Source organism: Cellulosimicrobium sp. NPDC055967 (assembly GCF_042269845.1).
GTDB lineage: Bacteria > Actinomycetota > Actinomycetes > Actinomycetales > Cellulomonadaceae > Cellulosimicrobium.
Genome location: NZ_JBHJYJ010000001.1, coordinates 488088 through 500884 on the forward strand (window position 1 = coordinate 488088; position 12797 = coordinate 500884).

Here is a 12797-nt window from a genome sequence, read left to right on the forward strand (position 1 = left end):
GCTCCTACGCGTGGTCGTGGGCCTCGCGGTCGCGCAGGGCCGCCGTCTCGAGCTGGAAGGTCGAGTGCTCGACGGAGACCGGGAAGTGGTGCGCGACGCACGCACGGACGCGCTCCGTGATCTCGAGCGCGTGCCCGTCGCGGAAGCACGCGGCGTCGACGACGACGTGCGCGGAGATGGTCGGCAGACCCGTCGCGACGGTCGACGCGTGGAGGTCGTGCACGTCCTCGACGTGGTCGAGCGAGAGGATGTGCGCCCGGACGTCGTCGAGGTCCAGCCCCTCCGGGGTGAACTCCATGAGGACGGCGGTCGCCTCGCGCAGGAGGCGGAAGGCGCGCGGGACGATGAGGAGCGCGATGAACAGGCCGGCGATCGCGTCGGCCTGCTGGTAGCCGGTCGTCGCGATGACGACGGCGGCCACGATCACCCCGACCGACCCCAGGGCGTCGTTGACGACCTCCAGGAACGCCGCGCGCAGGTTGAGGTTCGCGCGGCGCCCGGACGCGAGGACGGCGATCGCGACGACGTTGCCGACGAGGCCGACGATCCCGAAGACCAGCAGCTCGGACGAGGGCACCTCCGGCGGCGAGAACAGCCGCCGGACGCCCTCGACGACGGCGTACGCGCCGACCGCGAGGAGGAGCGCCGCCTGCGCGAGGGCCGCGAGCACCTCGACGCGGCGGAAGCCCCACGTGCGGCGCTTGGTCGCGGGCCGCAGCACGAGCGACGCCGCGACGAGCGCCACGGCCAGCCCCGTCGCGTCGGTGAGCATGTGCGCCGTGTCCGTGAGGAGCGCGAGGCTCCCCGTGAGGACCGCGCCGACGGCCTGCGCGACGAGGATCGTCGCGGTGATCCCGAAGGCGACCGCGAGCCGCGCGCGGTGGTCTGGCGTGGCACCCCCCGCGCCGTGGTCGTGTCCGGCTCCCATGAACCCTCCATTCATCGCCGAATACCGATGATATCGGTATTCGGCGATGAATACCAGGCCTGCTGCGCCGTGAGGCGCGTCACCGCGCGGGGTCAGGGAGCGAGCGCGACGTGCTCCGCGTCGGCGAGCAGGTGCGCCACCTCGGGCCGCACGAGCCGGTACCAGGACGAGCGCCCCTCGCGGCGGACCGCCACGACCCCGACGTCGCGCAGGGTGGTCAGGTGCGCGGAGACCGTGGACTGCGCGAGCCCCAGCTCGCGCGTGAGGTCGACGACACGCCGCTCCGCGCCGGTGAGCAGGTGGACGATGGCCAGCCGGCTCGGGTCCGCGAGCGCATGGAGCAGTCGCGCGACCGCCTCGTGGTCGTGCGCGCCGTCGTGCCGGGGGTCGCTCGCGGCGCTCGTCGTCACCACCCGATGGTAGCGATCGGCGTCCGCACGCCGCGCGACCTCAGTCCCAGCCGAGCTCGTGCAGACGGTCGTCGTCGATGCCGAAGTGGTGCGCGATCTCGTGGACGACCGTGACCGCGACCTCCTCGACCACGTCCTCGCGCGTCTCGCAGATCGCGAGGGTGGGGTTGCGGAAGATCGTGATGCGGTCGGGCAGCGCCCCCGCCGCCCACATGTGGTCGCGCTCCGTGAGCGGCACCCCCTCGTAGAGACCGAGGAGGTCGGGGTCGTCGGCGGGCGCGTCGTCCTCGACGAGCACCACCACGTTGTCCATCTGCGCCGCCAGGTCCGCCGGGACGAGGTCCAGCCCGTCGCGCACGGCGTCCTCGAACTCGGCCCGCGTCATCTCCACCACGCGACCATCCTCCCCTGCCGGCGGCATCGTCCGCGGCACCGTCCCGCGGCACCGTCCGCGGGCAGACCCGGCCGAGCGGTCGACCAGGAGGTCGCGGTCCCGCCGCTGTACACTGGCGCACGTTCCTGAGCCCCCATCGTCTAGCGGCCTAGGACCCCGCCCTTTCACGGCGGTAGCACGGGTTCGAATCCCGTTGGGGGTACGCGAGATCGCACCGGGACCGGTGACCACCAGCGGATTTACGGATCGGCTCATCGGTACGGTACGATCCTCTCGGTTCGAAAGCGGGCCACCACACCACCAGGTTCACTGGTGAAAATCACCGGGTCCCCTGGTGTTAAGGTGTGTCTCGCGAAGAACAGCAAGGCCCTGTAGCGCAGTTGGTTAGCGCGCCGCCCTGTCACGGCGGAGGTCGCGGGTTCAAGTCCCGTCAGGGTCGCGTGAGGCGAAGAGCCCGGTCGGCATCGGCCGGCCGGGCTCTTCCCCCATGGCTCTGTAGCTCAGTTGGTAGAGCGTTCGACTGAAAATCGAAAGGTCACCGGATCGACGCCGGTCGGAGCCACCGAAGAGACCCCCACCCGGGATCCGGGCGGGGGTCTTCTGCATCCCCGCGACGACGTCGCACGGCTCCCCCTCCGCGCCCGGACCGGCCCGCGGGAAGTTGCGCACGGCCCCGGGTGCCGGTTGAGTGGTGGGGTCACCTGCGGAAAGGCGGAGAGATGAGCGACTGGATCGACGGGCGCATCCCGCCCGAGGAGCAGAAGCCGACGGTCGGGCAGCTCGTCGAGCGGCTGTCCGAGCAGGCTACCCGCCTCGTCCGGTCCGAGATCGCGCTCGCGAAGGCCGAGCTGACGACGAAGGCCAAGCACGCCGGCATCGGCATCGGCCTGCTCGTCGTGGGCGGGGTGCTCGTCCTCTACGGGCTGGGCTTCCTCTTCCACTCCGCCATGGAGGGGCTCGCGACCGTGATGCCGCTGTGGCTCGCCGCACTGATCGTCGGCCTGGTGCTGGTGCTCGTCGCCGGTACGCTCGCGTTCGTCGGCGTCAAGCAGCTCCAGCGCGGCGTCCCCCCGACCCCGACCGGGGCGGTCGACAGCATCAAGGAAGACGTCGCGACCATCAAGGAAGGACTGCGCCCGTGAGCGGAACCGACGGGGCCGAGGTGCCCCCGCTGTCCCAGTCCCAGCTCGAGGACGAGATCGCGCGCACGCGCGCCGAGCTCGCAGGGACGATCGACGAGCTCACGACGCGCCTGGACCCGCGCGTCCAGGCGAAGGCTGCGGCGCAGCAGGCGAAGCAGGCGGCCTCGGACACGGGAGCGTTCCTCACGGGCGGCGGGCTGCCGGAGGAGGACCCCGACCGCTCGCGCAACGTCAAGCTGCTGCTGGGTGCCGTCGTCGCGGGTGCCGCGCTGATCGCTGCGGCGGTCCTGCGGCGGCGCTCCTAGAGCGCCTCCCGCACACCCCTCTGGCCGAGCCGCCGCAGGTGCCGTGTCCGTCGCGCCGGCCGTGCCGGCGGCTCGGCGCGAGGACGGCTCAGGACTTGTCGGTGCCCTCCGCCGGCTCGCTGGCGGCGCCGAGCAGCGCCCGGACCTCGGACTCGCGGTAGCGGCGGTGCCCCCCGAGCGTGCGGATCGACGAGAGCTTGCCCGCCTTCGCCCACCGGGTGACCGTCTTGGGATCGACGCGGAACAGGCTGGCGACCTCGGCGGGCGTGAGCAGAACCTCGGACTCTCCGTGCATGGACATCACGACACCTCCTCCTGGTACGCGCTGGTCCGGCAGATACCCCGGATCACGACGACAGCACGACGCCAGTACCCTCCATTGTCGCAGCATGCGGATTTCGGGCGACTTGACGGACGGGTGAATTAGGCGCTCTATGGTCGGAACGGCCGGATAGGCGCTCGTGCGGCTTACGAGCCGTGCGGGGCGCGGTCCTCGGCCAGACGGCCGCGCCTCCTACGACGCGGGCCCGCTCCTCCGCTCGTGGAGACTGTGTGACGGTAGGCACGTCCGCGGCCCGTCACGGTCTTCTGAGTGGATGGAATAGGCCCTGAGCATGTACCGTTGGACCCTGAACAGACGAAACTACACCCCGGGGCCGCACGTCTGAGCACGTAGCCGCCCCGCTTCTACGTTGAGGGGGTCGGAGCCATGGGCCGCGGCCGTCAGAAGGCAAAGCAGACCAAGGTCGCTCGCGCGCTGAAGTACTACAGCCCCGAGACGAACTACAGTGCGCTCGAGCAAGAGCTCACCGGTCACAGCCACACGGATGTCGTGACGGACTCGCGCTTCGGCGCCGAGTCGTCGGACGACCTCGAGCGCTACGACCAGCGCTACAACGACTGGTCCGACGACCGCTGACGGTCGTCGACCACCTTTCTCTCCGCCACCTCTCGCGCGGAAGCATCTCGACCACGACTGCGCCGTCGTCTGCCCACCGCAGGCGACGGCGCGGTCGTCGTCAGCGATCCGTACCCACGCGTAGTCGGTCTGGCGCGCTCTGACGTCCTCGTCGCCCGACGTCGTCGTCCCGGGGCAGCGGGAGCCGCCCCCGAGCGGGTCGGCACGTGCCGGACCCGCCCGGGGACCACGGAGAAATCAGGCGCGGTAGTCGCCGACGAGACGCACGGCGCCCGCCTGGACGCCCTTGGTGCCGGCGACGAGGTCGCCGTCCGCGACGTCGGAGGCCGCCGCCGGGTCGAAGGCCTCGACCGTGCCGAGCACCCACGCGGGCACGCCGAGCGCGGCGCAGCGGGCGAGCGCGGCGTCGACGCCGTCCGCGCCAACCACCGCGACCATGCCGACGCCGAGGTTGAGCGTGTTCTCGAGGTCGCCGCGCGGCACGCCGCCCAGCTCGCGCACGAGGCGGAAGACGGGCGGGACGTCCCAGCTCGCGCGGTCCACGACCCCGACGAGCCCGGCGGGCAGGACGCGCGCGAGGTTCGCGGCGAGCCCCCCGCCCGTGACGTGCGTGAACGCGTGGACCTGCGCGGCGTCGTCGGCGGCCAGCGCGAGGCAGTCGCTCGCGTACACGCGCGTGGGCTCCAGGAGCTCCTCGCCGACCGTGCGCCCGAGCTCGTCGACGTGCCGCTCCAGGCCCCAGCCCGCGTGCTTGAGCACGGCGCGCACGAGCGAGTACCCGTTCGAGTGCAGGCCCGACGAGGCCATGGCGACGAGCACGTCGCCCTCGCGCACCCGCTCGGGGCCGAGCAGCCCGTCGGCCTCGACGACGCCCGTCGCCGCGCCGGCGACGTCGTACTCGTCCGCCCCGAGCAGGCCCGGGTGCTCCGCGGTCTCGCCGCCCACGAGCGCGGTGCCCGCGACCTCGCACGCCGCCGCGATGCCGCGGACGATGCCCGCGATGCGCTCGGGCACGACCTTTCCGCACGCGATGTAGTCCGTCATGAACAGGGGCTTGGCGCCCACCACGACGATGTCGTCCACGACCATGCCGACGAGGTCGAACCCGATCGTGTCGTGGACGTCGAGCGCCTGGGCGATCGCGACCTTGGTGCCGACGCCGTCGGTCGACGTCGCGAGCAGGGGGCGGCGGTAGGTCGCGACCTCGGAGAAGTCGTAGAGCCCCGCGAAGCCGCCGACGCCACCGAGGACCTGCGGCCCGTGGGTGCGCCGCACGGCGTCCTTCATGAGCTCGACGGCCTTGTCACCGGCCTCGGTGTCGACGCCCGCGGCGGCGTAGGTGAGGCCCGTCTGGGGCGAGTCGGCAGTCACGGTGTCGGCTCCAAGGAGGTCTCGCGGCGCACGCGCCGGTGGTGCTGGTGGTCTCGGGTCGGATGCGGGGCTGAGCTCACGGGTGCTGGAGCGCGCCGGACCCGCCGGCGGTCACCGACAGGCTGCGCAGCCCGTCCTCGGGCGCGCCGAGCGGGAGCTCGGCCTGCTCGAGGAGGTGCTTGCCGAGCTGGTCGTCCGGCGGCAGCTCGATGGGGTATCTCCCGGTGAAGCACGCGGTGCAGAGCTGCGACGACGGCTGCTCGGTCGCCGAGATCATGCCCTCGGTCGAGATGTAGCCCAGACTGTCCGCGCCGAGCGACTTCCCCACCTCGTCGGGCGAGAGGCCGTTGGCGATGAGCTCGGCGCGCGACGCGAAGTCGATGCCGTAGAAGCACGGCCACTTCACGGGCGGGGAGCTGATGCGCACGTGCACCTCGGCCGCCCCGGCCTCGCGCAGCATGCGGATGAGCGCGCGCTGCGTGTTGCCGCGCACGATCGAGTCGTCCACGACGACGAGGCGCTTGCCCCGGATGACGTCGCGCAGCGGGTTGAGCTTGAGCCGGATCCCGAGCTGGCGCAGCGTGTCCGACGGCTGGATGAACGTGCGCCCCACGTAGGCGTTCTTGGTCAGCCCCTGCCCGAACGGGATGCCCGACTCGGCGGCGTAGCCCACCGCGGCGGGCGTGCCGGACTCGGGGACGGGGATGACGAGGTCGGCGTCGACGGAGTGCTCGCGCGCGAGCTGTCGGCCCATCTCGACACGGGCGGCGTGCACGGAACGGCCGTTGATCGACGTGTCGGGGCGCGCGAGGTAGACGTACTCGAAGACGCAGCCGGCGCGCTCGGCGGGCGCGAAGCGTTGCGAGCGCAGGCCGTCGGCGTCGATCGCGATGAGCTCGCCCGGCTCGACCTCGCGCACGAACGACGCGCCCACGATGTCGAGCGCCGGCGTCTCGCTCGCCACGACCCAGCCGCGCTCGAGCCGGCCGAGGACGAGCGGGCGCACGCCCTGCGGGTCGCGCGCGGCGTAGAGGGTGCGCTCGTCCATGAAGACGAGGGAGAACGCGCCGCGCAGGCGGGGAAGGACCTCGAGCGCGGTGGCCTCGAGCGTGTGGTCGGCGTCGCCCGCGAAGAGCGCGGTGACGAGCGCGGTGTCCGTGGTGTTGCCGCGCGCGAGCTCGCCGCGGCGCTGGTTCCCGTACCGCTCGGCCACCAGGTTCACGAGCTCGGCCGAGTTGGTGAGGTTGCCGTTGTGCCCGAGCGCGACGGTCCCGGACGCGGTGGCGCCGAGCGTCGGCTGCGCGTTCTCCCACGTCACGCCGCCGGTGGTCGAGTACCGGCAGTGCCCGACGGCGATGTGCCCCGTCAGGGCGTTGAGGGCCGTCTCGTCGAACACCTGGGAGACGAGTCCCATGTCCTTGTAGACCAGGATCTGCTCACCGTTGCTGGTGGCGATGCCGGCCGACTCCTGGCCTCGGTGCTGCAGCGCGTACAGCCCGAAGTAGGCGAGCTTGGCGACCTCTTCGCCGGGCGCCCAGACACCGAAGACGCCGCAGGCGTCCTGGGGACCTTTCTCGCCGGGCATGAGGTCGTGGTTGAGAAGTCCATCTCCGCGGGGGGCCACGTACCTCAGTGTCCCACAGCGGACGCGTCCGGACCGAAGCGCGAGGTCATGCGGACGACCGGGGCGGCGCACGCCCCGCGGCGACGCACGGGCCGTCGTTCACGGTGGCGTTACGTCGTCCCACCTGTCGGGCAGGGGTTCCGCTGGGTGGGAACGCCACGCTTGAATCTCGACTTATTCGACCGCGGCAGTCCAGTATCACGCTGGCTGCCCCGGCCCGCGGCTCGATCACCTGATCGACCTCACGCTCCACCCCCTGCTCCACCCCCGCTCGACCACCCGCTCCCGGTCTCCCGGGACCCCGACGAAGGACGACACCATGCGACGCCTCCGGACGACGATCACCCTCGCGGCTGCCGCGGCAGCCACCGCCCTGGTCCTCACCGCCTGCGCGCCGACCGCCGTCGACGGGTCGGGCGGCGGCGACGCGAGCGGCGACGGGAGCTCCGACGTCGAGCCCACGACGCTCTCCCTCGTCGGCTTCGCCGTCCCGAAGGCGGGCAACGACGCCGCACAGGAGCTGTGGGGCGAGACCGAGGACGGCCAGGGCGTCACCTGGGAGACGTCGTACGGCGCCTCCGGCGACCAGAGCCGCGCCGTCGCCGACGGCCTGGCGGCCGACTACGTGCACTTCTCGCTCGAGGGCGACGTCACGCGCCTCGTCGACGCCGGCCTCGTCGCCGAGGACTGGAACGCGGGCGATCACCAGGGCATCGTCAGCCAGTCCGTCGTCGTGCTCGTGGTGCGCGAGGGCAACCCGAAGAACATCCAGGGCTGGGAGGACATCGTCCAGCCCGGCGTCGAGATCGTCACCCCCAACCCCGGCTCGTCCGGCTCGGCCCGCTGGAACATCCTCGCCGGCTGGGGCAGCGTCATCGCGAACGGCGGCTCGGAGGAGGACGCGACCGAGTACCTGCGGAAGTTCTTCACCAACGCCGTCGCGCTCCCGGGCAGCGGCCGCGACGCGACGACCGCCTTCACGTCCGGGACCGGCGACGTCCTCCTCTCCTACGAGAACGAGGCGATCCTCGCGCGGCAGAACGGCGAGACGTTCGACTACGTCGTCCCCGACCAGACGCTCCTCATCGAGAACCCGGCCGCGGTGACGGTCGACGCCGACCCCAAGGCGCAGAGCTACCTCGACTTCGTGCTCACGCCCGAGGGCCAGGAGGCGTTCGCGCACGTGGGCTTCCGCCCCCTGACCGGGGACGTCGACTTCGAGGTCGAGGGCGCGAACGACCCGAGCGACCCGTTCCCGGCCGTCCCGACGCTCCTCACCATCGCCGACGACTTCGGCGGCTGGTCGGCCACGAACGACAAGTTCTTCGGTGACGAGGGCCTCGTGACGAAGATCCAGGCCGAGACCGGGAAGCAGTGACCCGTGACCACGACCCTCGCTGAACGACCGGGCCGGGCGGCGCGCGAGCGTCGCCCGGCTCCGGCCGCGTCGCGGCCGCGCCGGGTCCGCCGGGCACGCCGAGCGCCCAACGGCCCCTACCGCCTGACCGCGGCCTCGGGGCTCGGCCTCGGCGTCGCGCTCGTGTGGTTCTCGGCGCTCGCCCTCGTGCCGCTGATCGCGGTGCTCGTCGAGACGTCCGCCGGCGGGTGGCCCGCGTTCGTCGCCGCGATCACCCAGCCGCAGACGGCGGCGGCGCTCACCCTCACGGTCACGCAGGCGCTCGCCGTGACCGCCGTGAACGTCGTCATGGGCACGCTCATCGCGTGGGTCCTGGTGCGCGACCGGTTCCCTGGCAAGCGGCTCCTCGAGGTGCTCATCGACATCCCGTTCGCGCTCCCGACGATCGTCGCCGGCCTCGTGCTGCTCGCGCTGTACGGGCCGTCGGGACCGCTCGGGATCGACGTCGCGAACACGCGCGCCGCCGTCTTCCTCGCGTTCCTCTTCGTCACCCTCCCCTTCGTGGTCCGCAGCGTGCAGCCCGTGCTCGCCGAGCTCGACCGCGACGTCGAGGAGGCCGCCGCGTCCCTCGGCGCGACGCGGTCCATGACGTTCCGCCGCGTGGTCCTCCCCGCGCTCGCGCCCGCGATCACCGCGGGCGCGGCGCTGTCGTTCGCGCGCGCGATCAGCGAGTACGGCGCGCTCGTCCTCCTCTCCGGCAACCTGCCGATGCGCACCGAGGTCGGCTCCGTGCGGATCCTGGCCTACCTGGAGAACGGGCAGCCCGAGCAGGCCGCGGCCGTCGCCTCGGTGCTCCTCCTCGTCTCGCTGCTCGTCATCGCGACGATCCAGCTCCTCCAGCGCAGGGTGGCCCGCTGTGGATAGCTCCCCCTGGGTGCGCCGCACGCTGCGCGCCGTCGTGGTCGTCTACCTCGTGCTGCTCGTGGGCTGGCCGGTCTCGCTCGTGGTGCGTGGCGCGTTCGCGGACGGGCTCGAGACGTTCCAGCGGGCCCTGTCCGACCCGTCCGTCGTCTTCGCCCTCCAGCTCACCGCCGCCGTCGCGGTGCAGGTCGTGCTCATCAACACGGTCTTCGGCGTCGGGATCTCGATGCTCATCGTGCGGTACGACTTCCCGGGCAAGGCGCTCCTCAACGCCCTGCTCGACCTCCCGCTCTCGGTCTCGCCGATCGTCGTCGGGCTCTCGCTCGTCCTCGTGTACGGCAAGAACGGCTGGTTCGGCGGCGCGCTCGAGGACGCCGGGTTCCAGGTGATCTTCGCGCCGCCGGGCATCGTCCTCGCGACGGCGTTCGTGTGCCTCCCGCTCGTGATCCGCGAGGTCGTGCCCGTCCTCACCGAGCTCGGCACCGACGAGGAGCTCGCCGCGACGAGCCTCGGGGCGAGCTGGTTCCAGACCTTCCGGCGCATCACCCTGCCCGCCACCAGGTGGGCGGTCGTCTACGGCGTCGTGCTCACGCTCGCCCGGGCGCTCGGCGAGTTCGGCGCCGTCAAGGTGGTGTCCGGCAACTTCGAGGGCCGCACCCAGACGTCCACGCTCCTCGTCGAGCAGCGCTACCAGGACTTCGAGCAGGGCACGGCCTACGCGATCGCGTTCCTCCTCGCGTCCGTGTCCGTCGCGTGCATCGTCGCGGTCACCTTCCTCCGCTCCGACGACCCGCCGACCGCCAGGTCCGCAGTCCGCGCCCCCGACCGCACCTCTGACCGCCCCGCCGCACTCACGGAGGCCGACGCATGAGCATCGAGATCCGCAACGTCCGCAAGACCTTCGGCGACTTCGTCGCGCTCGACGACGTCTCCGTGTCCGTCCCGACCGGCCGCCTCACCGCGCTGCTCGGCCCGAGCGGGGGCGGCAAGTCGACGCTCCTGCGCGTCGTCGCCGGGCTCGAGGTGCCCGACTCCGGCGAGATCGAGATCGAGGGCCGCGACGCGACGAACCTGCCGGCCCGACGCCGCAACGTGGGCTTCGTCTTCCAGCACTACGCGGCGTTCAAGCACCTGAGCGTCGCGCGGAACGTCGCGTTCGGGCTCGAGATCCGGCGCACGCCGAAGGCCGAGATCGCCGAACGCGTCGACGAGCTGCTGCGCCTCGTGCACCTCGAGAGCTTCGCGCACCGGCTGCCGTCGCAGCTCTCCGGAGGCCAGCGCCAGCGCATGGCGCTCGCGCGCGCCCTCGCGATCCGGCCGAGCGTCCTGCTGCTCGACGAGCCGTTCGGCGCGCTCGACGCCAAGGTCCGCAAGGAGCTGCGCGACTGGCTGCGCCGCCTGCACGACGAGGTCCCCGTGACCACGGTGTTCGTCACGCACGACCAGGAGGAGGCGCTGGAGGTCGCGGACGAGATCGTCGTCGTCAACGAGGGCCGCATCGAGCAGGTCGGCACGCCGGACGACCTCTACGACCGCCCCGCGAACGACTTCGTCATGGGCTTCCTCGGCCCGGTGACCCGGCTCGGCGGCGTCCTCGTGCGCCCCCACGACGTCCACGTCGAGGTGCTGCGCGACGGCGCCCCAGACCGCACCGGCGACGACACCACCGACGGCGTCCCCGACGATGCAGCGCCGTCGCGCCCGGGCCGCTCGGTGCCGGGTGTCGTGACCCGCACGACGCGCGTGGGCTTCGAGGTGCGTGCCGAGGTCGCCACCGCGGACGAGGTGGTGTCCGTCGTCGTGACCCGGGCCGAGGCGCGGACGCTGGGTCTCGTGCCGGGCGTCGCCGTGCGGCTCGCCCCGGCCGAGGGCGCGCCGACGTCCGCCGCTCCCCGACCCGTCGGCGCGCCGGTCCCCGGCTGACCGGGCACCGACCCGACGCCACCTGCCCGCCTGCCCACGAGCCGAGAGCCGCTCGCTATCCTGCCCGCGTGGCTCCCTCCCGCGTCGACCGCTCCGCCCGGGACGGCGACGACGGGGACCGTGGCGACCGGGACCGCGGCGACCAGGACCGCGCAGGCCGGGACCGCGCGGGCCGGGACCGCGGCGACCGGCCGCGGCACCGCCGCGACCGGGCGGCCTACCGGTTCGTGGAGGTCCGGGCCGCCGCCGGCCCGGCCCGGCTCGACGGGATCGCGGCGGCGTGCGGGGCGTTCCTCACCGGCACGGTCCTCGGCTTCCTCGTGCTGCTCGGGCTCGGGCTCGTCGGGGGTGAGCTCGTCACGGGCGGGCGGCACGAGGCCGACGAGGTCCTGCGCTCGACGATCGGCTGGTGGGTCCTGACCCTCGTGCTCGCCGTGCTGGCGTTCGTGCCGGCGCACGCCGGGGCGACGCTCGCCGTCGCCCGCGCCCTGCTGGGCGAGGGTCGCCCCCGCACCGACGTCCCCCCGCACTCGGTGCGGCGGCGCGTCGCCGGGTCGAGCCCGCCGGGGGCGCTCGCCGGGCTCGCGTGGACGCTCCTCGTGCTGGCGCTCCTCGCCGGGGCGGTCGGGCTCCTCGCGATGGACCGTGACGACGTCGAGCGCACGCCCATCCTCGCGGTCTCCGCGGTCGTCGGGTGCGTGGCCGCGACCGGGCTGCTGCTCCTGCGGGGGCTGCGCGTGCGCTGGACCGCCTGGCAGGACGCCGTGCGCACGACGTGGGGGCCGAACGAGGTGCGCCTCGCCGAGGGTGCCGAGCGCCGTCGGCGCGCCGCGCTCGGCCCGTCAGCCCCCGCTCCGCGCGACGGCCGGCGCGCGCGCCGGGACGACCGGGCGGCCGCCGTCCTGGGCGGCGCCGGCCTGGTCGGCGTCGTCCTGTTCCTGGTCGGCCTGTGGATGCGGCATCCGCGCAAGTTCGGTCCGGACCGGTACTACGGGCCGGTGGGCGAGGTGTCGATCGACGTCCTCGTCGGCGTGGGCGGTGCGCTGGTCGGGACGGCGCTGCTCCTCGGCACGACGTGGCTCCTGCTCCCGGTGTCGCGGCAGGGACGGCGCCGTCGCGCGGGGCTCGCGCTCCTGCGCTCCCCCGAGCCGTCCGCGCCGCCCGCCGACGACGTCGTCCGGGAGCTCCTGTCGCCCTGGTCGGCCTCCACGACGCTCGCCCTGGCGCTCCTTGCGGGCTCCGGGCTGCTCGCGCCGTCCGTCCTCGCCGGTCTGGCGGGCGGTGGCGTGGGGCTCCTCGTCGAGGGGGTGCCGTTCACCGCCACGACGGCGGCCCTGGTCGTCCTGACCCTCGCGGCGCTGTGCGTCGTGGTGGTCGGCACGACCCGGTCGGCACGCCACCGCACCCTCGTGCGCGAGCGCTGGCACGTGGGCGACGACGGGCCCGGCTGACGCTCGCACCCAGCACCCAGCGCCCGGCACCCAGCACCTGGCGCTCGGCACC

14 protein-coding genes and 3 tRNA genes are annotated in these 12797 nt (G+C 73.3%); 11 read left to right on the plus strand and 6 right to left on the minus strand.

Features of this window, described 5'->3' with window-relative positions; all coding sequences use genetic code 11:
* Nucleotides 1–4 precede the first annotated feature (4 nt).
* From ACFC2L_RS02045 to ACFC2L_RS02055, 3 genes are all read right to left on the minus strand, one after another.
* A complete protein-coding gene (locus tag ACFC2L_RS02045) occupies nucleotides 5–928 on the minus strand; it encodes a cation diffusion facilitator family transporter (protein WP_375822564.1) in 924 nt (307 codons plus the stop codon).
* A gap of 92 nt (nucleotides 929–1020) precedes the next feature.
* Entirely contained in the window at nucleotides 1021–1338 is a 318-nt protein-coding gene (locus ACFC2L_RS02050) for a metalloregulator ArsR/SmtB family transcription factor (protein ID WP_204539642.1), read from the minus strand.
* A gap of 40 nt (nucleotides 1339–1378) precedes the next feature.
* Nucleotides 1379–1723 (minus strand): metallopeptidase family protein, encoded by a 345-nt coding sequence (locus ACFC2L_RS02055; RefSeq protein WP_375822767.1) that lies wholly within the window; start codon nucleotides 1721–1723, stop codon nucleotides 1379–1381.
* A 138-nt stretch (nucleotides 1724–1861) separates the two neighbouring features.
* On the opposite strand from ACFC2L_RS02055, the gene ACFC2L_RS02060 reads away from it, so the two are divergent.
* The 5 genes from ACFC2L_RS02060 to ACFC2L_RS02080 all read left to right on the plus strand — a co-directional run bounded on the left by ACFC2L_RS02060 (nucleotide 1862) and on the right by ACFC2L_RS02080 (nucleotide 3179).
* A tRNA-Glu gene (locus ACFC2L_RS02060) sits at nucleotides 1862–1934 on the plus strand.
* 163 nt (nucleotides 1935–2097) lie between these two features.
* Nucleotides 2098–2171 (plus strand) — tRNA-Asp (locus ACFC2L_RS02065).
* 50 nt (nucleotides 2172–2221) lie between these two features.
* Nucleotides 2222–2294: transfer RNA gene (locus ACFC2L_RS02070), tRNA-Phe, on the plus strand.
* A 157-nt stretch (nucleotides 2295–2451) separates the two neighbouring features.
* Complete coding sequence (locus ACFC2L_RS02075; RefSeq protein ID WP_375822565.1) at nucleotides 2452–2874, plus strand: phage holin family protein; 423 nt, start codon at nucleotides 2452–2454, stop codon at nucleotides 2872–2874.
* A complete protein-coding gene (locus ACFC2L_RS02080) occupies nucleotides 2871–3179 on the plus strand; it encodes a DUF3618 domain-containing protein (protein ID WP_375822566.1) in 309 nt (102 codons plus the stop codon). The genes ACFC2L_RS02075 and ACFC2L_RS02080 overlap by 4 nt, the downstream gene beginning before the upstream one ends.
* A gap of 88 nt (nucleotides 3180–3267) precedes the next feature.
* Here ACFC2L_RS02080 and ACFC2L_RS02085 read toward each other — a convergent pair whose 3' ends face one another.
* Nucleotides 3268–3480, minus strand: a complete 213-nt coding sequence (locus ACFC2L_RS02085; protein WP_024839011.1) for a BldC family transcriptional regulator — start codon at nucleotides 3478–3480, stop codon at nucleotides 3268–3270.
* Nucleotides 3481–3888: 408 nt separating this feature from the next.
* Here ACFC2L_RS02085 and ACFC2L_RS02090 point away from each other — a divergent pair, with 408 nt between their 5' ends.
* A complete protein-coding gene (locus tag ACFC2L_RS02090) occupies nucleotides 3889–4098 on the plus strand; it encodes a DUF3073 domain-containing protein (protein ID WP_047231363.1) in 210 nt (69 codons plus the stop codon).
* Nucleotides 4099–4335: 237 nt separating this feature from the next.
* On the opposite strand, the gene purM is transcribed toward ACFC2L_RS02090, so the two are convergent.
* Nucleotides 4336–5469 (minus strand): phosphoribosylformylglycinamidine cyclo-ligase, encoded by a 1134-nt coding sequence (purM, locus tag ACFC2L_RS02095; RefSeq protein WP_375822567.1) that lies wholly within the window; start codon nucleotides 5467–5469, stop codon nucleotides 4336–4338.
* 76 nt (nucleotides 5470–5545) lie between these two features.
* Nucleotides 5546–7093, minus strand: coding sequence for an amidophosphoribosyltransferase (gene purF / locus ACFC2L_RS02100; RefSeq protein WP_375822568.1), 1548 nt, complete (start codon nucleotides 7091–7093; stop codon nucleotides 5546–5548).
* Between the two features lie 319 nt (nucleotides 7094–7412).
* Between purF and ACFC2L_RS02105 the strand changes: the two genes are divergently transcribed.
* From ACFC2L_RS02105 to ACFC2L_RS02125, 5 genes are all read left to right on the plus strand, one after another.
* Nucleotides 7413–8471 carry a sulfate ABC transporter substrate-binding protein gene (locus ACFC2L_RS02105; protein ID WP_375822569.1) on the plus strand — a complete coding sequence of 353 codons (1059 nt, stop codon included), beginning with the start codon at nucleotides 7413–7415 and terminating at the stop codon, nucleotides 8469–8471.
* Between the two features lie 3 nt (nucleotides 8472–8474).
* A complete protein-coding gene (cysT, locus tag ACFC2L_RS02110) occupies nucleotides 8475–9374 on the plus strand; it encodes a sulfate ABC transporter permease subunit CysT (protein ID WP_375822570.1) in 900 nt (299 codons plus the stop codon).
* Nucleotides 9367–10242, plus strand: coding sequence for a sulfate ABC transporter permease (locus ACFC2L_RS02115; RefSeq protein ID WP_375822571.1), 876 nt, complete (start codon nucleotides 9367–9369; stop codon nucleotides 10240–10242). Before cysT ends, ACFC2L_RS02115 begins: the two co-directional genes overlap by 8 nt.
* Nucleotides 10239–11294, plus strand: a complete 1056-nt coding sequence (locus tag ACFC2L_RS02120) for a sulfate/molybdate ABC transporter ATP-binding protein (protein ID WP_375822572.1) — start codon at nucleotides 10239–10241, stop codon at nucleotides 11292–11294. The genes ACFC2L_RS02115 and ACFC2L_RS02120 overlap by 4 nt, the downstream gene beginning before the upstream one ends.
* 68 nt (nucleotides 11295–11362) lie before the next feature.
* Complete coding sequence (locus tag ACFC2L_RS02125; protein WP_375822573.1) at nucleotides 11363–12745, plus strand: hypothetical protein; 1383 nt, start codon at nucleotides 11363–11365, stop codon at nucleotides 12743–12745.
* Nucleotides 12746–12797: the final 52 nt, after the last annotated feature.

Coding starts and splice junctions, on each gene's coding strand:
- ACFC2L_RS02075 (WP_375822565.1), top strand. CDS start 2,452: ATGAGCGACTGGATCGACGGGCGCATCCCGCCCGAGGAGCAGAAGCCG.
- ACFC2L_RS02105 (WP_375822569.1), top strand. CDS start 7,413: ATGCGACGCCTCCGGACGACGATCACCCTCGCGGCTGCCGCGGCAGCC.
- ACFC2L_RS02045 (WP_375822564.1), bottom strand. CDS start 928: ATGGGAGCCGGACACGACCACGGCGCGGGGGGTGCCACGCCAGACCAC.
- ACFC2L_RS02085 (WP_024839011.1), bottom strand. CDS start 3,480: ATGTCCATGCACGGAGAGTCCGAGGTTCTGCTCACGCCCGCCGAGGTC.
- ACFC2L_RS02055 (WP_375822767.1), bottom strand. CDS start 1,723: ATGACGCGGGCCGAGTTCGAGGACGCCGTGCGCGACGGGCTGGACCTC.
- ACFC2L_RS02120 (WP_375822572.1), top strand. CDS start 10,239: ATGAGCATCGAGATCCGCAACGTCCGCAAGACCTTCGGCGACTTCGTC.
- ACFC2L_RS02090 (WP_047231363.1), top strand. CDS start 3,889: ATGGGCCGCGGCCGTCAGAAGGCAAAGCAGACCAAGGTCGCTCGCGCG.